Here is a 23,707-nt window from a genome sequence, read left to right as displayed (position 1 = left end):
TCCAAGTAAGAAGTGTGTCAAAGTTAGTATTGTTCCTGCAAGCCTAATCTGAACATTGTCAAAAAGTGGGTAGTGTAAGCTACACTACCCATTGCTATTAAATGATGAACTTGCCTTAGATAGATATTCAGGGAAGATAAGACTGATATGCTACTATGACAACTTATTTACAAAATATTTCATCCAATAGTCCTAGTCATTGGCAGCAACAGGCTAATCAATATTTAATTCAAGGGAATTACAGTCAGGCTGCAAACCTCTACGAGCAAGCAATCGCAACGGAGCCGGAAATCAAGTCCTACTACTGGCACTTGGGGTTGATGTTGCTGTTGCAGGGGCAAGAAACAGAAGCTCAGACAACTTGGCTGCTGGGTATGGCAGAGGGCGAGCCAGAACTAACAGAAGAATGGACAGCAGAATTGGTTGAGGTGCTGCAAAAAGAAGCCGATCGGCGAGAGGGCTTGTCAGAGTACTCCCTTGCTTGGGCGATCCGGCAACACATCCGGGAAATAAATCCGGCAGACATTAATAACCTGTTGCGTGCGATCGAGCTTTCTATCCGGCTTGAGACGTTTACACCAGAGGAACTGACTTCTACAGGCTTGATTGAATTGCTGGAGTTGGAGCCAGGGATAGTAGTAGCAGACACGGTTCAATTGATGCAAGTGTTGCAAAGAGTTTTGGATTGTATTTCTGCACACCCGTCCGCTTTGAAGTTTGCAGAAACCTGTATAGCTCACGTCCACAATCCTCAAATTTATATTAACATTATTATTGCAACCTGTGTTGAACTTGGGTATATTTTAAAGTTACCTAGATTAGCAATAAACTATATTGAATTAGGTTTGCGTTTAGCTCCTGAGCAGCCAGAGTTAGTCCGCCACATGGCGAGTTTTTATCAAAATTTAGGTGAATTTGATGAAGGCATAAAAACAGCGAAGCTTTTCTACTCATTACAACAGAAAGTACCCGCCAAAGTTTACGCGACTCACTTAATTTTACGGGGGTTGATGAGTGCGGGCGGATATTGGTCTGAAGCGATTTCGACGCTCGAGCGCCTCCACTCGCTCTTAGAGTTGCTAATAGCTGAATGTCCGACCTCGCTACCATCCTCTACAGTCTGTGACTTATTTGTTACCAGCTTTTTTTTCCCCTATTTTCAGGACGATCCGAAAAATAACAGAAAAATAGGTAATCAATTGGCTCAACTGTGCCAGAGCAACGTTCAAAACTATGCTAAGGAGCAGATAGAGGGATACTTGCAGCGACAGTTAGTTCGCAAGAGCCTTGGTGTTTCTGGCAAGCCTCTGAAGATTGGCTACCTATCCCACTGCTTGAGGAGACATTCTGTGGGCTGGCTAGCGCGATGGCTGTTTCAGCATCACGATCGCGATCGCTTTCAAATTCATGGCTACTTTATCGGCTATAAAGAGGAAGAACACTTTTTACAAAACTGGTATGTCAATCATGTTGATAAGCCGTATCGCTGCGGGATAGTCAGCACAAATATTGCGGAGCAAATTGACAAAGACGAAATTGACATTCTGATCGAACTTGACAGTATTACTTTAGATGTGAACTGTGAAGTGATGGCAATGAAATCGGCACCGATACAAGTTACTTGGCTAGGTTGGGATGCTGTAGGATTGCCTGCAATCGACTATTTTATTGCCGATCCTTACGTTGTACCGGAGTCTGCTCAAGATTATTATAGTGAAAAAATTTGGCGCTTGCCCCAGACTTACATAGCTGTGGATGGTTTTGAAGTGGGAGTACCGACTTTACGCCGCGATCGGTTGAATATTCCGAGCAATGCAGTCATATACCTCAGCAGCCAGACTGGGTACAAACGGCATCTAGATACAGCGCGATTACAGGTGAAGATTTTGAAGGAAGTCCCTAACAGTTACTTTTTAATTAAAGGCGGGGCTGACCAAAATTCAATTAAAAAATTATTTAACCAGCTAGCAGAAGAAGAGGGTTTGGAGGGCGATCGCTTGCGATTTTTGCCAGCAGTTAGTTCAGAGGAAGTTCACCGAGCTAACTTAGGTATTGCCGATGTAGTTCTGGATACTTATCCCTATAATGGAGCCACAACCACTCTAGAAACTCTTTGGATGTGTATTCCCTTAGTGACGCGAGTCGGCCAGCAGTTTGCAGCTCGCAACAGCTACACTATGATGATGAATGCGGGGGTGACAGAGGGTATTGCTTGGACTGATGAAGAATATATAGAATGGGGAATTCGTTTAGGAAAAGATGCAGCTTTGCGGCAGCAAATTTCGTGGAAACTGCGACAGTCAAGGCAAACTTCTCCGCTTTGGAATGCTCAGGAGTTTACTCGCGAGATGGAAAAAGCTTATGAGCAAATGTGGGAAATTTATCTCCAAAGCTAGCATTATTGAATTGCCTTTCCAAAGGAGATGATTTCAATGACGTTGCTGCTGCATAAGAGTATTTTCAATCAAAAGGAGAAATTGACTGCTGATTGAGCGCTTGACTTGCCTGGAATAAGTCAACATCGCCATCACCAATGTAATCTTGAATTCTGACCACGATAGGCAGGGAACCTAGTCCTTGACTGACAAGCTCTGGAAATTGAGCCAAACTTTCAACGATATTGTTGGCAAAGTTATAGTTAGGGTTGTTGCCGTACTGCAAAGTTAAATACTCTAGTAACTCTAGAGCATAGTCGGGAAAATTCAGAAGATCGGCGAGGCAAGCTAACTTGAGAATTTTATCTGGTGTTTTTAAGGGACTGTCAAGGTCATGTTGAATTAGATCCCGAAAATAAAAAGCATCTCCCCAAAGCAATTGACCGCTTCTGACTGCTGAGCTAATAGGTGTTCTAGCGCGAAGCCGATATGCTGGTTCTAAATCAAATAGTGTAAAACCTTGTTTTCTAAGATGGGTGTCAATATCAGCAAACAGGGGCTGATCTGAGTATAAGTGTGAAAATTCTACTTCAGCCTGAACCGCTAGCACACTTCGTTTTAAGATTTCCGCAGCACCTTCTAAAACCTGAAGTTCTGCACCTTGAACGTCAATTTGTAGGAAATCTATTTCATCAATTCCTTCCTGGTGGCAAAACTTATCTAAAGTGGTGGTTTCAAGTTCCATACAAAAATCTAAGTTTACAAGTTCGGGTAGTCCAGAAAAACGCTCCAAGTAAGGTTCATTAGGTGGATAAAGCGAACTGCACATAGGATGTTGTGTAACATAAAGTGTAGACTCACCTACAGACTTTGCTAAAGCTAAAGGAATATGTTTTTCAGTCCAATTGACTTGTCGTACTTCAAGGTCAGCATTGGCCGCTTCGCAAGCATCTGCATCTGCATCAAAACCGTAAATAGTCAGCCGAGGGGCAAAAATATTCCATCCCTGGCTGCCGTAGTCATCTTCGCTTGTTAATTTACGACAGCCAATATTACAGAGTGTCATGTAAATCCGGTCTAAATGACCGCTTTTTTTCAAACTGTTGAGAAAAACAGGCATAAGGAATCCCTTTGAATTATGAAAATTTTTCGGATAGATTTAGAGATTATAAATCATTAAGATGGCTAGGTAAAGCGATGACATTAAGGTTTCCTTGCAAATCTTCAGCAGAATCTACAGGAAGCAGTTTTTGCAGATAAGGTTGATAGATAAATAATCGATATCCTCTACCTCTGAGATAATCAGCAGCAGCTAGATTGCTGCGTTGACCTACGTCGGTATTTTCATAAAGGATTGCAGGGGAAAATTCAGACAAAATTTTGTCGCTGCCAGTCAATACAGAGAGTTCATGTCCTTCTGCATCTATCTTGAGAAAATCTACTGTGCTTAGATTTTCTCGTTCAATTAGGCTGTCGAGAGTAAAGCAGGTAACATCTTCAAAGGTGCCCGGCTGCATTTTTTCAGCCGATTCGCCAACCACAATTTTGTTGAGTTCACTGGCCCGAAAAAGAGACAACCGAGCTTTTCCTTCGCGATCGCTCGCAGCGCCGGCGCAAACTTTCACCCAATCGAACTTACCGATTTTACAGCTTTCTTGTAAACAGCGAACGCAGCTTGAAAAAGGTTCGACTGCTAAAACACGACCCCTAGATCCTACGCGGCGAGCTGCACTAAAGGTGTACACCCCCACATTCGCACCCACATCTATAACCGTCATGCCTGGTTTGATCGAATTGCGCCAAAATTCCATTTCTTTTTCAAACCAGTCTCCTTCTGAAATCAATACTCCAGTCGCATAACTTTGGAAATTTGATTCAACCGCCAATAACATTTGGCCATCAAATGGCACGTAAGTGAAATAACTTTCCAAGTTTAATTCTGTCCATCTCCACTCTAGAGAATGAGTTTTATTTTTGTATAAATTGCGCGCATAATTTAGCCAGTAATTTGCTTTTTCTGTCTGTTCTAAATTTTTGTAGGCGAGGTAGAGTGCTTGCAAAATCGGTGCTGAATCGGGAGCTTTCTGTCTAGCGCGGTGCAGGTATAACAACCCTTCCCATAGATTGTTTATCAAGCTTGATATTCCCAGCGTTAAATTGATTGAAATGGAATCAGGGAAAACTTGAGATGCTAAGTTTTTGATGAAAATTCCTCTCGTGTTGTAAGAGACAAGTAGTGACCGACACAGCACTTCTGTCAACAACATAATTGCTTGAGTATAACCCTCTTTTGCTTGTATAATTTGAGTAATATTTTCGTTGCGGTAACTTCTCAAATTGTTATTTTTTTCAGGTAAATATACAATAGCGGGCTGAATGTTATTAACAGAGCTATCAGCATAGTGGAGAGTATCGATAAATGAGGCCAGTGAAATTTGACTGGATTCTAATATTTCTCCTGTCATGCCAAGCGTTACAGCAAGATGAGCAGTACAGAGAGGATGCTCCCGTAAGTCTACTCCTCTATTTAAAGCTTCTAATGCCATATTAAAATAGAGTTCTTTGACAGATAAGTCTGGACAACCTTCGGCTTGTATTAAGGCTACAACAGCAAAATTATTCAAATCTACTGCGGATAAAGGATTGTCCCAAGATGTAGTTTCAAGACTTGACTTTATGCCCAACCAAGTATTTAAATCTAGATTTGGACAATTTGTTTTAATATATTCTAAGTAGCAATCTACAGGTGATTGTTCTTGAAACTCTGTTTCTGTTTGAGGATTTGTCAGAGATTCTCGCTGGGGAGAAATGAACTTCCAATCTCCTGTTTCTGACTGAACAGCTCGCCTGTTGCTAAAGCTATCGACATCGCAGGAAGGGATGCTTTCTGCTTTGATGGCTGCGATCGCCTGTTCATTTTCGTTCTCCAGAGCAAGTTTAGCTTGTATTCTACCGAGTAAAATATCCCACTGCCTTTGCTCCAAATTTCTCACTAACGATATTTCGGCAAATTCAGTAACGTCTAAATCTTCTTCCATCAAAAGATTCATGGCAACGCCTGATAAAGCTAGATTTGCCTCATCCTCAGAAATGTTGGCAGTATCTATGAGTAATGTCATCTTCATTCTGTCAGGGTGAGTAGCGATCGCCCTAATCGCTTTTGTCAAATCTGTGCCAATAGACTCTTCTGATGCTGACCAATCTGGGAAAATGATTAAATTAATTTTCCTCAGCTTTAAAGCTGGGAAAGCAGCATCTATCAAAGTCGTGCTAACTACCCTTGCCATTTTTGACCAAGAAAACTTTTTGGCTTGTTCTAGTCCTTCTGCGATTAAAGCTCTGCGGACATTTGGCTTTTGTACCTCGCAAAGTGCCTTTGCAAGCTCGTTAAAGTCAGTATCGCTCACATATAAGGCTGCTTTACCAGCAACTTCAGGGATAGAAGCGTTAAGACAAGTAATGACGGGACATCCGCAAGCGATCGCTTCTAAAATGGGTAGACCAAAACCTTCATATTTTGAAGGATAAACGAGAGCAACTGCACCAGAGTAGGCGAAACTCAACTCGCGATCGCTGAGTTCCAGTATGTGAACTGCACTGCCTGATGTATATTCTCTAAACTCATCTTTAAATGGGAAACGTTTCCCCGTACAGACAATATCAAATGCTTGTCTTGTAGGAAGTTGACCAAAACCTTGAAAGAACAAATCTGTATTTTTATGAACATCTCCAGCACCCACCACAAGGAAATAAGGTTTGAATATCCCGTACTTGGTCTTAAAATAGCTAATTTCTTCTTGATTTGCTGGCGAAAAACTGCTGGCGACTCCACAATGAGCTACGGCGATCGACTCCTCAGCAATATTTGGGAAAAATTTGATTATATCGGAAGCGGTATTTTGAGAAATTGCAATATGAGCTGATGCGTGGTTAATAGCGCGATGCTTTTCTCGCCACATTGGCTTGTCCAGGTTAGCCCCCCATACTTCGGGAAGCATATCATAAGCCATGAATACAGAGGTTGTGGCGATCGGGGTTGTGTAGTAAGTCGAGATAAATAAGTCTGCTTCCTGTTCGTCACAAACTTGCTGGAGCATTTCGCGATCGGCATCTGTGCTGTCATAACTATAAGCCGGAACAGGACGGTAATTAATACCCGGTATTTTTGGTGCTGTTCCGGCGCGATCGAGCACAATTATATGCTTAGCAAAATCCTGATTCACCCACTCTTCTAAGAGCGATCGCCACACGCGAGCAATTCCCGTATTGTAAAGCTGGAAAAACACGCCGTCCACAATAATCGTAGGGGGCTGTTGGGCAAGCGCAGTTTGCCTTTGCATCTTTTCTGGCTGCACGAAATGCCACTCATTACTATCCTTTTCTCGCCGTGCGATCGGTGCTATTCCCAGTGCTTCTACGACATTAACCAGCGTTCCGTCTGACACCCAGGAAAAATAATTGCCTAGACGCACGGGAAAACTCCTTGCATCTTGCAGAGACATCCATTCTGTCACTGCATTTTTGTAACCGTAATAGCGTTCCTTAAAGCGTAGTTGCTCAGGTGTCACATAAGCAAAGTGTTGAAACACCAAGCCTAGCCTTTCTGTTTCTTCATGGAAAAAAGGATTGACAGTAGCAATATCCCTAACTTCACCGTCTGCCAAAGGCTCAACTAAGCAGGGGGGCGAATGTCTTTTCCACCTTGCTCCCGGTTTATACCTCCAAGTCCGCAACCATTCCTGCTGGGGGTGCTGAGAATAACATTTACGAGTGCTTACAGCTAGGTTTTCTCCAACAAAAAACCAGCACCAGTAGTAAGCTGCTGTTTTTTCTGGATGGTCTGTAAACATTTGCCGAACAGTACAAACCTGCTCAACAGTCCACAGTTCATCTACATCTACTTGCCACAGCAAGCACTCCTGATTAATGCTTTCCAGGGGTGCATTGACCATTTCTAGTTTTCCATCCCAGAAAACTCCCGCAGGTTTCCGATAAATTGTTATATTCTCTGGATAGAGCTGCGCTAGTTCATCTAAGTATTCTGTTGTCCCGTCCTTGCTACGGCCATGAGCGTGAAGATCGTCGGTAATCTGCCCGCCGAATTTCAGCATCCAAGCACTATCGTGTTTTTGCTCAGCTACACCCTCAACAATATGCCAGTGCCACTTGAAGGGCAGTTGTTTAAATACTTCTATGTGGTAGCGGATAAAAGGCTGACCGTTGAGGACGATTGTCAAAAAGTTAATTGGCATATAATTACGCAAAATCGTTTCGCTATTCCACGGATCGAAAGGAATAAGTTTTTGAGCGGACAAATGCGGACGAAAGAAATATTTGCCTTTTTCGTTGAGCATACAAGCTGCAAAGGAAAATGAGCTATTGGAAATTGCTGTGATATCGCACTGGCTCAATAAATAAAAATCTGGATAAAATTCTGCTTCCGGTAACTCCAAACCTAAATCTTTAGTCGTGACAGGATTATACTCCTCAAAATCACTTAAAACTTTTTCCGGTTCATCGCTGGCAATAAATAGTATTGGTTCGTCGAGGGTTTCCCACAAACCTTTTAGCCATTGTTTGTACCATTCGCTCAGCGCGATGAAGAAATGGCTGTAGCCGTAATCTCCCCGCCGCAAGTGCAAACCGATAAGGGTTTTGCCGCGCGATCGCAAACAATCCAACGCCTCCTTCATTTGAGTTTCTATTGCCGGCACAGGTTGGAACAGAGACCGAAAATACTCCTTGTGGGCTGCGTAATACTTTGTATGGTACTGAAAATAGCCCCAGAAATCCACATTTTTAAATATTTCTTTTGTATTAGGTATGCGAGCTTCTAAAAGGTTATTAGTTTCTTCGCTAATTACAGGTAAATGCTGAGATATCGGCGGCTCGTTGCATCCAAACAAATACTGACCAATCCAAGCTGGTGTCTCTACTCTCAAGTTATGTTCTTTTGCGTATATTGTCAAAAAAGCATACTGAAATATTTGATTGGCAAACCGCCCGTTTCTGCCAAGCGTGGACATTGTAATTACTGGCTTTTTCACATAAAACGCATCGCCCCAAGATGGATGGTATGGTGTTGCAGTTGCGGCGCGATCGAAACCATGAATCTCTAAAAAATCATCTATATCATCAATTAAAGCACATCCTTCATACAATTCTTCATAATTAACTTCCGTGTTAATTGCTTCTATGTGTTTAAAAAGGTTAGTTGCTCCCTGCAAAGCTAACAGCTCTGCACCTTGAATATCAATGTTTAAGATATTAAAATCAGCGGGATTTAGTTGCAGTTCTTGTAGTAGTGTATCAATGGTTCTTGACTCTAAAACTAAACGCTCAACTTCCTTTATTTCTGGATAAACCTTTTGATGTTCCTTCAAGGGTAAGATTGAACTGCTTTGATCCATAGAAGTTACATATAATGTGCTTATGCCATTGATATTGCTAATTACACAATTCACCGCTAGCACATTAGACAAACCAGCTATATTCGTTTTCAAACGTTCAAATACAGCAGGGTTGGCTTCAACAAACAGTACCCTTTCCACATTCATTGCTCGATATCTTGCAATTTCCTTGCCTTCGTGTGCCCCAATGTGAATAATGCCGCGCGGTGTAACAGAATGTTTTATGCAAAGCTGCTGCAAATCAAGGAGATTTCGTGCTTCACTCCCAATCAAAGCTGTGAACCTCTCATTCACGGCTAAAAAGTTGCTATACTCGTAATTCTCATATTCCGGTAAAAACTGGGGTAATGCTTGTAAAGCATTGGGCAGTATTTTAAAGATTGTGTAACGAAACTTTTGTAAACGCTCAAATACTTGTTTTAATGTGATGTTGGCATCGACAAATGTTCCACCATACTCAAACTGAATATAATCTACTTTGCCTTTTTGCAATAGGTTAGTTGCTCCATAAAGGACTTCTAACTCACCGCCTTCTGTATCAATTTTCAAGAAGTTTATTCGCTTTATGCCCATTGTTTGGACATAATCATCAAGGGTAGCTGTTAAAATACGAAATGGCTGAGGCGACTCAATATTATATTGTTTTTCAATGTCAAATCGGCGGTGAAATGTACTCCACCCTGAAAATTTTTCGTAATAATAAAATTCCCTAATTTCCGGTTGGTGTGCTATTGCCAAGTTGTTTAACACGAGTTGACCGCTTTTAATCGGTTCAGCTAGGTTTTGTAGAAGAGTGTGATATATTGGCGGTGCAGGTTCAAACAAATGGATTTGAACGTCAGAGCATATTTTTAATACTTGAGTTGTCCAACTACCTATGTTTGCGCCAATATCGAAAACCACATTACCTGAAGCAATAAAATTTTCTATAATTTTTAATTCATAGTTATTTATAGACTCTGCGTTATTAATACTATTAGCAGATGCGCCAGTGCTTTGATTCCTTTGTTCCTGTTTCTCGCTGCGTGTATTGCCTAAGCTGGTGTTCAAACCTTGGCAATACTGAATAATTAGTTCTTTGGCAAGTGCCGGAACAGCAATAATAACATCATCAACAATTACAATATACCGGCTGTTTTTTCCTGAATTCAACAAATTTAAAACTGCACTAATATCCGGCCATTGTTGAGGTAAATGGGGCTGCGGTGGAGGAGATAAAAACAATCTGGCATCATCAATAAAAATAAAGTGTTCGCAGTCGGAGCAGTTGATAACTTCGATTTCTGCTATTAAGGGACACTCATCCCTTTCCCCATAAGTTAGCCCTCCGCTCCAATGAGCGTCAAGCCAGAATAAACTCGAGCTTTCAAGCTGTGATACTGTACTATCAAGAAGGTTTCTGCTATCACCATACAGAAAGTCTATGTTTTTGATATGACAATATTTTTCTGTAACTTTTTGATAAATGTCTTGAGAATACTCTATTGTAAAAACTTGTTCAAATATTTGGCTTGCCCAGTATGCTGTATGACCTTGATAAGTTCCTGTTTCAATAAAATTATTAATCCCGTAAACTTCTTTCAGTTTGTATATAATTTCGGTCGGCGGCCCCATGCGTATTATGCCCATATTCAATCCTTTATGAAACTAAATTAGCAATTTGAATTATGAAGAACCATTTAATTTAAAACTTATCAATTTACTGTAATAATAAAGAGTTATCGATCCTCGCCTTTCACCCCTCTGCCTAATCTTTCTCCTACTTCCCCTTCACCCGCCCCAACAATACCTTATAATCAGCCCGATCGCGATGCAACTTCACCAACTTCTCCAAAGGCTCAACAGCGCCCTTGTTATTCCCCATCCGCATCCGCACATCCGCCAACCCCTCCAAAGCCGTCTGATTCTCCGGTTCCCGGTGCAAAACTAACTCATAACCCCTTTCCTCATCAGCCAAGGATAATTCTTTAACAGTCTGAGCCGGAACAAGTCGCGGCCGATTCAAACCCTCTAAGAAAAGCTTACCAATCCCAAAAGCCGTAGAACCAGCAAAGGAAACAATCGACACCAAAACAAAAATTTGCTTAACCCGCTGACTCCGCATTTCGCGGGCTTTATCGTATTTTTTGCCTAAACCTTCCATTCACAATACCATGCGATCGCTACCAACTCGGCACTAACAAAGTACCTATCTCTATGCTGCCCAACTCAGAACCAAAAGCGATCGCGCCTCACCAATTTAAAATTTGATATTAGTCCTTCGGACTATATACCACAAAGTTAAATATTTGTCAACTATTTAGCCAACTAGCTAAAAAAGAGTAGCGATCGCCCCTATATTACTGCACCTCGATCGCGAGCTTGAGTCACTACCTCACCCTCTACTCAATTTCTAATATTTAAACTTTACTCTACCATCTGCTTGCGAATCTCCAGATAGCGGTAAAGATATTCCGACACAATACCGTGTAAAAACAAATCGCGAGCTGCATTAAAAGGACTATTTGGTGCCAGAGGTTGACGGTTCCTAATCACATGATTCCAGTCATAATTATCCGTAATTTGACTGATATAAATACCAAAGTTCTCATCTAACTGAAGCGAGATTACTGCCCGCGCAAACTCGTCGCTAGTTAAACAAAGAGAATAAAACACTTTAAACAACTCAATCGCAGATTCCAAATCTAAAACCCTGAACCAGCGGCGTGTATTAAAATCAATTTCTACTTCCGCAGGTTGAATGCTATCGTAGTTAACTCCGCGCTTTTTAATTTCCTGTAACCAATTAGGATTCTTTTGCATTGCTTGATTGTAATCCCAAACAAAATTATAGAGAATGAGGTCATGTTCCAAAAAAGCATTATTAGCTAAATCGTCAACACTACGCGGATAGAGATTTGATTTCTGAATCTGCGGATCTGGGCCGTTATCAATCAAAAAATTGACAATATTGGAACCGAGACAAATATGCCGCACAATCAAATAACAAGCTTCAGGAGAAACAAAGTTATTCAAGAAAAATGCAGCCGACTTGTGCATTAAAGTGTAAGCACTAAATTGAAAGGGAAGCAAGCGCTTCACCGTCATAATTAAAGCCAGCAACAAGTTCGCAATTATCTTAATAGGAATTAGTAAATAACTGCGAGTCCAGTTGTGTAAATCCCGAATCATGTAAGATTTCGCTACTAAATCCACAGGGATAGACTGATCGACAAAAAGCACGTCCCAATGATTAGGATTTAAGCGATTGTAAGGTTGAGGACTGTAGGGCAAATTGCTCTTAACTTCTGTTAGATTTTCAGTCTCTTGAGGTTGAATAATTTGCATTAGCGAATTTCCTCCAGTTGCAGTAAGTATAAACGAGCAGTGACTTGAGCGGTTTTAACAATGCGACGGGCAATCGCGTCTGTCATCCATTCTGCATTAATTAATTCCTCCAACTTACCAAGATGCGATTCATCATTCACTCCATGATACGCTAGAAATGACACTTGATCTCCTCGCAAACCCAGGGTTTCTTGAATCTGTTTCGCCCACTTGCCAGCAAGCTGATTCCCTAACCCTTCAATAATAAATATACTCCCAATTAAGTCTACTGGATTTTCCTGGGAGGCTTGGTGAAAGATAAATGCTGATAAAGCTTCGCTACCAATATTCTTTTCACTTCCTACAATTTCCGCCAATTCGCCGCCAACGGAAACGTAATTTTGCTCTAACATTTGAAAATCTCGGTGCTCGTCTTGAGCATGGCCAATAAATGTAGAGCGGAGGCGAAAATCAGTCATGTAAGAAGCAGCACGAGCAATCCAACGAGCTCCTTCTACAACTTGCGGCCGGAGATTTCGCAACAGAGCTTTATAATCTTCAATGGTAAATTCTCCGCTGTTTAATTTCCGTAGAATTGGTACGGAGCGCAATTTCCGCTCAAATTCTAGCCAAACTAATGCTAATTCTCGCAATAAATAGGCTTGAGGAGAATCAAGCCGTGCAGGTTTAAAGCTGTCAAGGGGAGAGCTGACAGGCAATTCAATTAAATCAACACTTGCGGTAACTTCTGGGGAATTTTCCACAACGGTTAACATCATATAAGCAGTAGTAAATCGACCGCTTTCTGGTACAAAACAAAAGATTTTTTGTCCGGGCTGCAATTTGCCAGAATTAAAGAGTTCTTCCAGCATTAAGTAAATCGAAGCACAACCTGTATTTCCCCTGGTATAAAGGTTAGTAAACCATTTTTCTTCAGGAATCATACAGTCTGCTTTTTCTAGCAGTTCCACAATTTGCCCCCGGAAGAAGTGGGAAGAGTAATGGCAGAGCAACCAATCAATTTCCTGGGGGTTAACGCGGCCTGCTGCAATTAACCGCAGCCATCCTTCTACTCCTAATTTGATCGCATTATCTAGCAATCGAATATTCTGGCGCAAGTCAAAGGCTGCGGCTGCGGCTGCATCTGCGTATGAGGGGTAATCTAACCAGCTTGTTTTTGAGTTTTCATTCTCTAACCCGGCATACATACAAAGAGGATAAGCATTAGCGTGAGAAATTAGTTCAATCCATTCTATTTTTAAACTAATTCCTGTAGTAAGAGGGTGATTTTGTAACAAGAATGCGCCTGCACCATCGGAGAGCATCCAGCGCAAAAATTCGGTGTCAAAGGGAAGAGATTTACCGGATTTAACTGACGTTTGGGTTTCAAATTTAGTGTGTTTGAACAAGCGAGATGCGAACTCAGAAGCAACCGCAAGTGCAGTCCGCCTTTTGCCTAATTGTAGTTGAGAAGCGGCGTAGTTTAAAGCGGCTATTCCCGCACAGCAAACGCCTTGAGTTGAAACAATTTCTAGAGGAGGTAATTCTGGCAGTTCTCCATGTACTATGCTAGCAAATCCAGGTACTAATAAATCGGGTATGGTTGTAGCGCAAGCAAGCAAGTCAATGGTAGCTGGTTCGATATGGGATTTTGAGAGTGCATCCCGCACGGCATAAGCCGCCATTTGACTGTTAGAATAGAGAGTTGTTTGTTCCTTGCTAATGGCATAATAGCGCTGTTGAATGCCATTGCTTTTGAGAATACGTTGTCTGACTTTAGAGGGGCGATCGGCAATTTTTCCGAGATAGTCTTCCATCTCATCGTTGCTGACAGGTGAGCCTGGTAAAAAATTGCCGATGTAATTAATGTAAGCGTACTGCACGGAGAACACCTCTCAAGTTACAAATTAAGTCTATGTTAAACTAGGCTCGTAAAAAGTAGGTAACAATAATGGATGAGTTAAGCTGTGAAACGCTGCTAAGTTATTGTGATTCTGATGATTATGCACTGCAAGTAAAAGCACTCATAGAGCTTCCTCGTACTGATTTTTATGAGGCTGTCCCCAAAATAATAAGATTGCTTAAGTCGCCTGAGTCAGGTATTCGCTCGTGTGCGGCTGAGGCTTTAGGGTATATGGGAATAGAAGATTTAGAAACTGTTGGCCCTGAACTAATGATTTTACTTGAAGATCCAGAAGAAATGGTTAGGTGTGAAGCAGTCGAAGCTCTTGGATCGCTTGGTTATACTCCTGCATTTGAAGCTATAAAATCTTTGCTAATAAGTGACTATTGGTGGTTAGTTCGTGCATCAGCAGCAGAAGCCCTTGGGTATTTAGGAGAACCTGAAGCTTTAGAAACTCTAGAGCTTTCACTCTCTAATACTAATGAATACGACCCAGTACGATGTTATGCTGCTAATTCTATTGGTCTTTTAGCCACGCCGCAGATATTACCCAAACTAGAAGACTATCTCAATTCAGAGCTTCCTCTCAGCATAAAAGCTGACTTAATGGGAGCAATTTACCACCTTGGTAGGAAAGAATATCTCAATTTGTTGTTGGGTTTATTGAAGGATGCTGATGAACTGCTAGCAATCGGCATCTTCAATATTTTAAAGGATTTGAAAGAGCGAAAGCATGACTCAACACTTGCTGAGGATGCACCCGATATAGGCGAAATATTGAGCGCGATCGCGCAACGCTTTCCCATATTGCAATATAATGTTAAACAACTTATGGCACACTAACTCCCAAAAACAGACAGTATAGAAATTGTCTAAGCTCTTACGCATTGAAACTGTATTATATATTGGTTTCTATAGCCTAACCCCCTCACCCCTCACCCCTCCACCCCCCCAACCCTCTAACCCTTCTTGCCTGTAAGGGAATGGAGAATAAGTCGATGAATTAATATACCAATTAAATGCGTAATAGCTTATCCACAAAAAAACTCGACAATTGCCGAGTTTTCCTGTTGTGCCCTGAAGCGATTTAGGTGCCCACCCCCCCACAGAGTTAAGACACCGTAGAACTCTGACTGACTTGATAGCAGCCAGATTGCAACAAAAGTACAGTTAATTCTGACCAAACCTAAGAGGATTTTTGGTTGCAGATATCAAGAAATCTTCACCAATCAAACACCTAAAAAGAGTTTGGCTCAGAGCAACTGTTTCCCATAACACCTATACTTATTGTCACTCTTTTTGTTGAGCCAGTAAAGTTTTTAATTTGAAGAGTTGATAAAGTTAGCTGACCTTTTACTTAAAGTTATTGTGAATACCTCAAAATCTTTGAGATGGGCGATCGCGTAGTGGCTGCTAAAAATTAGGTGCTACTGTTACCGATCGCGATAAGATTACAAAAGTTAACATTTCCCTTAAACCACCGATTTTAGCAAATATGCCAGTAAAAGTTGGAGAAACTGCACCGGATTTTACCTTGCCTTCTCAAACAGGCTCACCAGTCAGCCTCAAGGACTTTCGGGGCAAAAAATCAGTTGTTGTATATTTTTATCCCAAGGATGACACCCCTGGATGCACGGCTGAAGCCTGTGCTTTTCGAGATAGCTATGAAGTTTTCTCGGATGCGGGTGCAGAAGTCATTGGCATCAGTGAAGACTCACAGCAATCTCATCAGCAGTTTGCAGCTAAGCATAACTTGCCTTTTACGTTATTAAGCGATGCGGGAAACAAAGTTCGGCAACTTTATGGTGTTCCCGCCACTCTTTGGGTACTCCCTGGTCGAGTTACTTATGTAATTGACCAGGAGGGAGTTGTACAGCACATCTTTGATTCGATGCTCAATTTCAAAGCTCACGTCGAAGAAGCTCTTAAAACTCTGCAAGCGATCAAAAGTTAGCATAGGGAGCGGGGGAGCGGGGGAGCGGGGGAGCGGGGGAGCGGGGGAGCGGGGGAGCGGGTGAAGAGGGAACAGGGGAGCGGATGGAGAGGGAACAGGAAAGACGAAGATTTCCCCTCTGCTCCTCTGCCCCTCTGCCCCCCTGCTCCCCCGCTCCTCTGCCCCCTATCCCTTAAGCCTTTGGAGCTTTTGACTTTTCGGCTGGAACGTTGTTGTGAGCAACTTTGCCATTATTGCTGTTACCGTTACCGTTGCGGGGTTGGATCACGCCGTAACCGCCGTGATGTTTGCGTTCGTAGATCACGTTAATTTCACCAGTTTCGGCATTGCGGAACATATAAAAGTCGTGATCGATGACTTGTAACTGTTCTAGTGCTTCTTGCATGGTCATCGGCGGCATGGCAAAATACTTGCTTCGCAATACTTCGCTGGGAAGTTCTGGTGTGCGATCGCCAATCAGATCGGAGACAACCGGCTCCTCTGCTACGACATCGCCCACTTTAGGATTAGTATGGGTTTTGTCTTGACGTTTTTCTTTAAATTTCCGCAGTTGACGAGCAATTTTATCTGCTACTAGGTCTATGCTGGCATAGAGGCTTTCGCTGCTTTCTTCTGCCCGGATCACGCTACCGTTGGCGTAGATTGTGACTTCGGCAGTCTGCTTAGTATTGATTCGCGGGTTGCGAGCTACGCTTAGGTGTACGTCCACCTCCGTAGTCAATGTCTGAAAGTGGTTCACGGCTTTGTCAATTTTTTGATTGACGTATTCGCGAATCGCATCGGTAATTTCAATATTTTTACCCTGGATAACAAGCTTCATAAAGCCCCTCCTTACTTAATCTGGGTATAGTTTTACAGTAGCACTTTGTATTCTGCAAAACAGATCGCTTTAGAATCTTTTGCATCCCTTGACAATTCTTGATTTTAGTTGACTCATTTTGCATCAAAATCCTATTGATTTTTTGGATGTTTCCTACTACTCTGTCTGAATCAGTTTTTGCTTCTGTACCCTGCTGGCTAATTAATCAGGGAGAAGTGCCTTATGCTATGGCTTTGGAGGTTCAGCGGCGGTTGGTGCAAGAACGTCGCGATCGCCCGGATTTATTAGATGTGTTAATTTTGCTGGAACATCCGCCGGTCTATACTTTGGGACAGGGTGCGACGCTGGAGTTTGTTAAGTTTGACCCGATGGTTACTAATTGGGAAGTACACCGAGTGGAACGGGGGGGCGAAGTGACTTATCATTGTCCGGGACAGTTGGTGGGCTATCCGATTCTGAATTTGCGGCGCTATCAACAAGATTTACACTGGTATTTGCGACAGTTGGAAGAGGTGCTGATTCGGGCGCTGGGGGTCTGGGGTTTGCAGGGCGATCGCATTCCTGGTTTGACTGGTGTCTGGGTGGAGGGGCGCAAAGTGGCCGCGATCGGTATTAAAGTTAGTCGTTGGATTACGATGCACGGCTTTGCTTTAAATGTTTGTCCCGATCTCCAAGGTTTTAAGGAAATTGTACCTTGTGGTATTTCAGATTATCCTGTGGGTAGCTTAGCTGAGTTTGTCCCTGGCATTGACCTGGATCGAATGCGGCCAGTGGTTGCGGCTAGTTTTGCTGAAGTGTTTGGCGTAGAGTTGATTGCATCAGCTTGGCCAGAATGTTGAAGAAGGAAGAAGGAAGAAGGAAGAAGGAAGAAGGAACAGGGAAAAATGCTTATACAGTAAGGTTTTTAGTCTTCTGAAGAGGACTTTCACTTTCAGGAGTTACCCACTTAGACCAAAGAAACCGGGTTTTTTACCAAATCTGCGGGCTCGAACGAAGTATTTTCGTAAAAAACCCGGTTTCTGGGCCCTCATGTTTCTTGTATAATTACTTTTAGCGGAGATGGTAAAAAGTTGGGAGGGGCTTTCCAAAGCGATCGCACGATCTCATCAGCCCTGAAAATGAAAACAAACCCATCGATTCTAAAATTAAAACTATGTCAGATTTACCCTCACTGCGCGATCGCAATCTAGCCCTGATCGATCGGATCGTAGACATCACCCTTAAAGGTCAAATTCGCTCTAAAGAGCAAGTATATCAAATCCTGATCCAAGAAATCAGCCCCGGCAGCGGCGAAATCTTTGAACGCTGTCTCGCGGAACGCTTGGGCACTATTGAAAACCAACTCAAAACAGACAAAGACGAGTTCAAACAAGCTAAAGCAACTCGCAGTCTGAGAGCTCTCAAAACCATTCAAGGCGAATGGGAACGCTGGCAAAAAGAAAACCGCGTTGACCGTGCGATCGCATCTTCAGTGCAACAAATCATCACCGCCGAACCTAACAATCGCCTACTCACATTATTACAAATCATCGATCCCAACCGAGAACACCCCCTCACCCTCGAACAATTACAGCAATTAGCCAAAGCACTGCAACAACAAATGCTGCAAATTGCTAATCCTGACACAGAACAAGACGTACAACAAATCATCGTTGGCATCACTAAAGGTTTAGCATCATGGCAGCGATTAGAACCCGATCTCGTAAGCTGGATTTATCAACAACGGCAGTTAGGATTTGCCGGCACTGCTGAACAAAACGGCCCTTGGGCATTATGGGCAAAAAAGGTAAATAGTTCCTTCCCACAAGCACTATTTAACACAATTTCCTTTAATCATTCGATCGCCGAATTTGCGGCAAAACAAGGTAATATAGAACCAAGTTATTTAATTGAACTAGCCGTAATTTTACAATGTTTGCAACGGGGTTTAGTGGCTTGGTTTGACAAACTGATTTACGACTCCAAAGTAGGGGCAAAACTTTCAATTTCTACTTTTTTAACCTTTGCAGCCATCTGGTGTCAATTAGCCAATGGCTTCAATAATTCAACTCGCAGCGGTGAAATTTTAGCAAATAGCTGTTTCCAGCTAACGCTGCAAGTTCTGCGGGCATTTTCCCAACGCGACTATTTCCCGCTTTACGGCGGAGTTTTTGCCTCTTTTTCCGGCGAGTATTTGCGGAATACTTTAGAGTATTTAGATGAACCCCTACGGCGTGTGGAAGGAACCCAAGCTAAAGCTAGGATTCTTACACTTATCGGTGCTTCCATGCGAGCGATGGGACAATACGATCGGTCTATTAACTTCCATCAACAAGCATTAGAAATTGCCCGCAAAGAAGGTGATAAACCCTGTGAAATTGCCAACTTAAATCACCTTAGCCGCACTCATGTAGCTCAAAAAAATTATGAAGAAGCTATTGATTTCAGTCAGCGGGCGTTAATACTATCCCGTCAAAGCGGTGATAAATTAGGAGAAGTAAATGCTTTGGCTAATTTAGGTTATAGCGAAGTGTTTAAAGCTCGACAATTGCAAGAAGTAGAACCAGAGATTTATGAGAGTGCGGTTAACTATTTGCAGCGGGGTTTGCAGTTATCTGAACAATTAGGCGATCGCCAAAGTCAAGCTCTTTGTTATAGTAGTCTTGGCATTGCTTACACGATTTTAGAACAACCCCAAGAAGCTATTAAATATCTGGCGAACGGCTGGCAATCTGCCCAAGTTTCGGGAGATTTGTATTTGCAAGGTTTGAATTTGGCTTATATTGCTCAAGCTTATTATAGCACGGAAAATTTGCAGAAAGCTGTTTTTACTGGCTGTTTGAGTATGTATCTTTTAGAGCAAATTGGTGCTAGCGAGTGGCGTAAGCCGGCAGGTTTGTTAATAATTTTACAAGGTCAATTGGGAGATGGGTTTGAAGCAGCGTTGAAACAAGAGCGATCGCAAATTATTCCTATAATTGGTGTTGATGGCTATGATTACATCCCGGAAATTTTGAAAAAATATCAGGAATCAATGGATTAGAGAAATTGTGATGTCTAATTTAGGGAGAATGAGTTGAGATATTACCGAAGGAATATATTAGGAAATATGGGAGTGGGGGAGCAGGGGAGGATGGGTAATTAGCCTGTCTTCCATTAGCCATTACCAATTACCAATTACCAATTACCAAATTAATCGGGATTTCTTTTATGCCGGCGGGGGTTCCCTCTTGCACCTGGTTTTCCCTGGGATTTATACCAACGATACCACTCTTTAGAACTGCGGATGGCAAACCAGAGGAGCATTAAGGCAATTAATCCACCTTGTCTTGGTGCATCAAAGGCAAACAGAACTAAAGAGATACAGAGAGTATCTTGGGCAAAAATTACCCAGATTGGTAAACCCCGCAACCGATAGAACCAGCCGGCTTGAACCAGTTGTAACACCAGTGCCAACAAACCGCCAACTACAGCAATTATCCAAATTAGCCAACTATCAGCAGGATTATCGTCTATTAGCATCACCTGTGCGATCGCCACTCCCATAATTGCTCCCACAATAGGGCTCAAAAAGAGCTGAAAAATTTGTAGAATGCGCTGACCTAAAAGATTTTTGGAAGCAAATAGCTCAAAGAGCGACCAACTTACTAAAACTCCTACCACCACTTGGGGGTGGATGGCAGACAATAAGGGTACTTGCGACCACAGATTGTCGCTTCGCAACAGACCAATTAAAAGGAGGGGTAGGGCTATTCTCATACCCCCTGCCGCAGACGCAGAGAGGGCGGCTAGGAGTTCAATCATAATGACAATTCAGCTTGTATAGCAACCGCTTTCAGCGGTTAGGGGCTAGGGGCTAGGGGCTAGGGGCTAGGGAAGAAGGGTAATAAGGGGAAGAAGGGATATAGAATCAATGGTTTCATGAATTCAGAACGTCCTAACCGACGAAAGCGGTTGCTATAAGTTCTTGATATTAATTAGTAATCTGATGACCCTAAGAACGTGCTTTAAGTTGAACTTTACTGCTTAGAGCGCAATTGAGCCTAAACAGAAGCCGATGCTTTAAGTGTATATTCTCAATACCTGGTTGACTGTTAGGGAGATTACACATTAAGAGTAGTACGAATATAAACAACCGCCCAGATGGTGATTCCCCTTCTTTCACTACGAGGTAAAGATACCGCCAAGATGGTGGCTTTACATGAGGCGTGCGTAAGTCCTATTTTACTCTCCCTGTACTGACACAAGAGAGGGGAGTTACCATGAGGTGGAAATTTTTGCTCCTTGAGTATCGAGGGAAAAAGATCGCACTACTGATACTCATTTTAGCTTTTAACAAGGGGGCTTTTCTTCAATTAACAAAATAATTACTTGCGGCTCCTTCGCCGGAATTATAGGTGTGCAAATAATGCGGCAGTGTATGGTTCGACCCCGGCGGTTGACAGCCTCCACAATTATTTCTTGGCTTTTATTGGTTCCACTCTGACAGGCCCGAATTGGTTGCCGCAACTGCTCCATTGGTAAACCTATATCCAAGTCAAAAAAGAAACGTCCTTGAACTTCCTCTATCCGCAGACCCCACATTTCCTCTGCGATCTCGTTCCAAATCTGCACGCTCAGTTTGTTGGTTAAAACCACCATCGCTACCCGCAAGCTACTTAGGCTGGAGTGCATGAAGGTGTTGACTCGGTTTAGTTCCTCCGTCCGCTGTCGTAGTTCGTCGTTAGTTGCTTGCAGTTCTTCATTAGAAGACTGGATCTCTTCGTTCATAGTCTCCAGTTCTTCGTTGGTACTCTGCAATTCTTCGTTAGTAGTTTCCAGTTCTTCATTGGTACTCTGCAATTCTTCGTTAGTAGTTTCCAGTTCTTCATTGGTACTCTGCAATTCTTCGGAGGCAGTTTCTAACTCTTGGGTATAGCGTTCTAATTCCCGCTGCAACTGCTTGTAGCGCGTCACTTCTATAAAGTCGATGCACGCACCAAAGGTATCTCTATTGATATCCAATAGGGGAGTTACTTCAATGTCAAAATACTGGGCCGGCTGGTTGGTCTTGGCGAGTTCGACACTGCTAATTTTGACGGGTGTGCGTTCGGTATAAGCTTGTTGCAGGGGAGATCGCAAGTCGGCGGGTCGATAAGAAACTTCTAAATCCTGCAAAGGCCGCCCCACGTCCTCTATTTTGATCTCAAACAGCATCCGCGCCAGCCGATTTGCCTTTGTTAGATTCCCGTGCATATCTACTATCATCTGAGCGATCGGCTGGCATTCAAAGGCTTCGTCGCGCAAGCGAACGATCCCTGCCCGCAGACTGTTATCCTCGATCGTGTCCGAGTCGGACATAACTAGCAAACGATGCCGTAGGTTGATATTAGGCAATTTGCTGAAAATCCGATACTTGAGATTTTCTGGGGTGAAGAGGTTGGCATGAGTTAAAAGCATTTCTGCTTTGCCTACAAATAGAAAGCCTATATCATTGAGGGCGAAGTGAAATCGGGCGAGGATGCGCCGCTGAGTATCCGAGTTGAAATACATTAAGGTGTTGCGGCACACTAGCAAGTCTAAGCGCGAAATCGGTGCGTTCAAAATTAAGTCGTGGCGACCAAAAATCACGCTACGCCGGAGTTCTGTAGCGAAGGTATAATTGATGCCGGTTGGTTCAAAGTATTTGTCGCGGAAGGTGTCGGGAACATTTTGCAATTCCCTCGCTGAGTAGGTAGCAAGGCGGCCTTTGATTAAAGCTGCTTCGTCTAAGTCTGTGGCGTAGATTTTTACTTGCGATCGGAATGCTTCTAAGCCTAAAGCTTCGGCCAAGACGATCGCTAAGGTATAAGCTTCTTCCCCGGAGGCGCATCCAGCGCTCCAAATTCGGATTGGTTCGTTCCCTAATTTGGCGCTGAGAATGCGAGGGATAATTTCTTCGGAGAGGCTCTCCCAAGCTGGAGTATCTCGAAAGAAGGTGGTGACGTTGAGTAGTAGTGTGTCGAATAGCTGGCTGAGTTCTAGGGGGTTGACTTCTACGTAGTCGAGGTAGTCGTGAAATGACTCGACTCCTACTTTCGCCATGCGCTTTTTCATCAGTCGCATCAGGCTGGGGCGTTTGTAGCCGGTGAAGTCCAACCCGCGATCGCGTTTGAGATAGTTCAGCAAACCTTCAAAGGCTGAACTTTGGTCGTCACTGTTCATAAAATCAATCTGCCTATATTCCCTGTGGCTACTAAGTTTTTTAAAGCTGTGGAAATTTGAGTTAGTGGGAGCACCCAATCGACGCAACCAGTCTCAATGGCTGCGGCTGGCATTCCGAAGACTGCCGATGTCGCTCGATCTTGGGCTATTACTTTGCTGCCAGCTTGGTTGAGGACTTTTACTGCTGCTGCACCATCGCTGTCGCCTCCTGTCAACACAACTGCGATCGCTCTCTCTCTATATACTTCTGCCACCGTAGAAAATAATATCTCGGCTGCGGGACGGAGAAAATGTATTTTTTCTGATTGGCTAAAACCGATAGTTTTATCTAGTTCGACTCGCAGGTGAAAATTGGGCGCAGCTATGTAAACTGTGCCAGGATTCAACGTTTCTCCCTCTTCAGCTTCTTTGACGAGTAAAGCTGTGCGGCGGTTGAGGATTTGGGCTATTAAGCTCTGGCGGTGGGCAGGAATGTGCTGCACAACTACGATCGCTGTGGGAAAGTCCGCCGGTAGTTGACCCAGGATCGTGCTCAAGGCTTCTATGCCTCCCGCTGAGGAAGCAATTGCTACGATCTCAAACCTACAGCTAGAGGGATTTTTCGCCTCTAAAATTCCTTCGTCTTGGTTTGAGCGACCTGCTATACACTGTTTTTTATCTTCGGGTTCGCTACTCAAGATTGGTTTCCTTAAAATAAATTTCTCTTGAAGCTATATACATTATTCTGTCATAGTTATATATAAGCAGGCTAGTTATCCTATAATCCTATATAAACAG

The 23,707-nt window shown here is 43.0% G+C and carries 14 protein-coding genes; 5 read left to right on the top strand and 9 right to left on the bottom strand.

Translation table 11 applies throughout. The features are described 5' to 3' along the window. The first annotated feature begins 155 nt into the window (after positions 1 to 155). Positions 156 to 2,396: an O-linked N-acetylglucosamine transferase, SPINDLY family protein gene (locus OSCIL6407_RS0108990; protein ID WP_007358116.1), complete on the top strand. Its 2,241-nt coding sequence runs from the start codon at positions 156 to 158 to the stop codon at positions 2,394 to 2,396. Positions 2,397 to 2,460: 64 nt separating this feature from the next. Here OSCIL6407_RS0108990 and OSCIL6407_RS30465 read toward each other — a convergent pair whose 3' ends face one another. From OSCIL6407_RS30465 to OSCIL6407_RS0108965, 5 genes are all read right to left on the bottom strand, one after another. After that, positions 2,461 to 3,495, bottom strand: coding sequence for an FkbM family methyltransferase (locus OSCIL6407_RS30465; RefSeq protein ID WP_007358115.1), 1,035 nt, complete (start codon positions 3,493 to 3,495; stop codon positions 2,461 to 2,463). Positions 3,496 to 3,541: 46 nt separating this feature from the next. Beyond that, a complete protein-coding gene (locus OSCIL6407_RS0108980; protein WP_007358114.1) occupies positions 3,542 to 10,399 on the bottom strand; it encodes an FkbM family methyltransferase in 6,858 nt (2,285 codons plus the stop codon). 145 nt (positions 10,400 to 10,544) lie between these two features. Further along, positions 10,545 to 10,928, bottom strand: coding sequence for a tetratricopeptide repeat protein (locus OSCIL6407_RS0108975; RefSeq protein WP_007358113.1), 384 nt, complete (start codon positions 10,926 to 10,928; stop codon positions 10,545 to 10,547). A gap of 263 nt (positions 10,929 to 11,191) precedes the next feature. Continuing rightward, positions 11,192 to 12,112: a DUF6999 family protein gene (locus OSCIL6407_RS0108970; protein WP_007358112.1), complete on the bottom strand. Its 921-nt coding sequence runs from the start codon at positions 12,110 to 12,112 to the stop codon at positions 11,192 to 11,194. After that, positions 12,112 to 13,974, bottom strand: coding sequence for a beta-ketoacyl-ACP synthase III (locus tag OSCIL6407_RS0108965; RefSeq protein ID WP_007358111.1), 1,863 nt, complete (start codon positions 13,972 to 13,974; stop codon positions 12,112 to 12,114). The genes OSCIL6407_RS0108970 and OSCIL6407_RS0108965 overlap by 1 nt, the downstream gene beginning before the upstream one ends. A gap of 68 nt (positions 13,975 to 14,042) precedes the next feature. Here OSCIL6407_RS0108965 and OSCIL6407_RS0108960 point away from each other — a divergent pair, with 68 nt between their 5' ends. Next, complete coding sequence (locus OSCIL6407_RS0108960) at positions 14,043 to 14,837, top strand: HEAT repeat domain-containing protein (RefSeq protein WP_007358110.1); 795 nt, start codon at positions 14,043 to 14,045, stop codon at positions 14,835 to 14,837. A gap of 652 nt (positions 14,838 to 15,489) precedes the next feature. Next, the gene (locus OSCIL6407_RS0108955) at positions 15,490 to 15,948 is read left to right on the top strand and encodes a peroxiredoxin (RefSeq protein WP_007358109.1); all 459 of its coding nucleotides are present in this window, start codon (positions 15,490 to 15,492) and stop codon (positions 15,946 to 15,948) included. A gap of 172 nt (positions 15,949 to 16,120) precedes the next feature. On the opposite strand, the gene hpf is transcribed toward OSCIL6407_RS0108955, so the two are convergent. Next, complete coding sequence (hpf, locus tag OSCIL6407_RS0108950) at positions 16,121 to 16,768, bottom strand: ribosome hibernation-promoting factor, HPF/YfiA family (RefSeq protein ID WP_007358029.1); 648 nt, start codon at positions 16,766 to 16,768, stop codon at positions 16,121 to 16,123. Positions 16,769 to 16,914: 146 nt separating this feature from the next. On the opposite strand from hpf, the gene lipB reads away from it, so the two are divergent. Next, positions 16,915 to 17,607, top strand: coding sequence for a lipoyl(octanoyl) transferase LipB (gene lipB, locus OSCIL6407_RS0108945; protein WP_007358028.1), 693 nt, complete (start codon positions 16,915 to 16,917; stop codon positions 17,605 to 17,607). Positions 17,608 to 17,921: 314 nt separating this feature from the next. Then, positions 17,922 to 19,790, top strand: coding sequence for a tetratricopeptide repeat protein (locus OSCIL6407_RS0108940; protein WP_007358027.1), 1,869 nt, complete (start codon positions 17,922 to 17,924; stop codon positions 19,788 to 19,790). A 149-nt stretch (positions 19,791 to 19,939) separates the two neighbouring features. On the opposite strand, the gene OSCIL6407_RS0108935 is transcribed toward OSCIL6407_RS0108940, so the two are convergent. From OSCIL6407_RS0108935 to OSCIL6407_RS0108925, 3 genes are all read right to left on the bottom strand, one after another. Beyond that, on the bottom strand, positions 19,940 to 20,551 hold the full coding sequence (locus OSCIL6407_RS0108935; RefSeq protein ID WP_007358026.1) for a DUF4126 domain-containing protein: 612 nt from the start codon (positions 20,549 to 20,551) through the stop codon (positions 19,940 to 19,942). 528 nt (positions 20,552 to 21,079) lie between these two features. Continuing rightward, positions 21,080 to 22,930 (bottom strand): CheR family methyltransferase, encoded by a 1,851-nt coding sequence (locus OSCIL6407_RS0108930; protein ID WP_007358025.1) that lies wholly within the window; start codon positions 22,928 to 22,930, stop codon positions 21,080 to 21,082. Continuing rightward, entirely contained in the window at positions 22,927 to 23,607 is a 681-nt protein-coding gene (locus tag OSCIL6407_RS0108925) for a chemotaxis protein CheB (RefSeq protein ID WP_007358024.1), read from the bottom strand. Before OSCIL6407_RS0108925 ends, OSCIL6407_RS0108930 begins: the two co-directional genes overlap by 4 nt. Positions 23,608 to 23,707: the final 100 nt, after the last annotated feature.

The sequence above is a fragment of the Kamptonema formosum PCC 6407 genome (assembly GCF_000332155.1).
GTDB classification, from domain to species: domain Bacteria; phylum Cyanobacteriota; class Cyanobacteriia; order Cyanobacteriales; family Microcoleaceae; genus Kamptonema; species Kamptonema formosum.
This window is presented reverse-complemented; position numbering and strand designations above follow the sequence as displayed.

Excerpts from the sequence above, each read along its gene's own strand:
- OSCIL6407_RS30465 (WP_007358115.1), bottom strand. The coding sequence starts at position 3,495 with ATGCCTGTTTTTCTCAACAGTTTGAAAAAAAGCGGTCATTTAGACCGG.
- hpf (WP_007358029.1), bottom strand. The coding sequence starts at position 16,768 with ATGAAGCTTGTTATCCAGGGTAAAAATATTGAAATTACCGATGCGATT.
- OSCIL6407_RS0108960 (WP_007358110.1), top strand. The coding sequence starts at position 14,043 with ATGGATGAGTTAAGCTGTGAAACGCTGCTAAGTTATTGTGATTCTGAT.
- OSCIL6407_RS0108955 (WP_007358109.1), top strand. The coding sequence starts at position 15,490 with ATGCCAGTAAAAGTTGGAGAAACTGCACCGGATTTTACCTTGCCTTCT.
- OSCIL6407_RS0108980 (WP_007358114.1), bottom strand. The coding sequence starts at position 10,399 with ATGGGGCCGCCGACCGAAATTATATACAAACTGAAAGAAGTTTACGGG.
- OSCIL6407_RS0108940 (WP_007358027.1), top strand. The coding sequence starts at position 17,922 with ATGTCAGATTTACCCTCACTGCGCGATCGCAATCTAGCCCTGATCGAT.
- lipB (WP_007358028.1), top strand. The coding sequence starts at position 16,915 with ATGTTTCCTACTACTCTGTCTGAATCAGTTTTTGCTTCTGTACCCTGC.
- OSCIL6407_RS0108930 (WP_007358025.1), bottom strand. The coding sequence starts at position 22,930 with ATGAACAGTGACGACCAAAGTTCAGCCTTTGAAGGTTTGCTGAACTAT.
- OSCIL6407_RS0108975 (WP_007358113.1), bottom strand. The coding sequence starts at position 10,928 with ATGGAAGGTTTAGGCAAAAAATACGATAAAGCCCGCGAAATGCGGAGT.
- OSCIL6407_RS0108935 (WP_007358026.1), bottom strand. The coding sequence starts at position 20,551 with ATGATTGAACTCCTAGCCGCCCTCTCTGCGTCTGCGGCAGGGGGTATG.
- OSCIL6407_RS0108970 (WP_007358112.1), bottom strand. The coding sequence starts at position 12,112 with ATGCAAATTATTCAACCTCAAGAGACTGAAAATCTAACAGAAGTTAAG.
- OSCIL6407_RS0108990 (WP_007358116.1), top strand. The coding sequence starts at position 156 with ATGACAACTTATTTACAAAATATTTCATCCAATAGTCCTAGTCATTGG.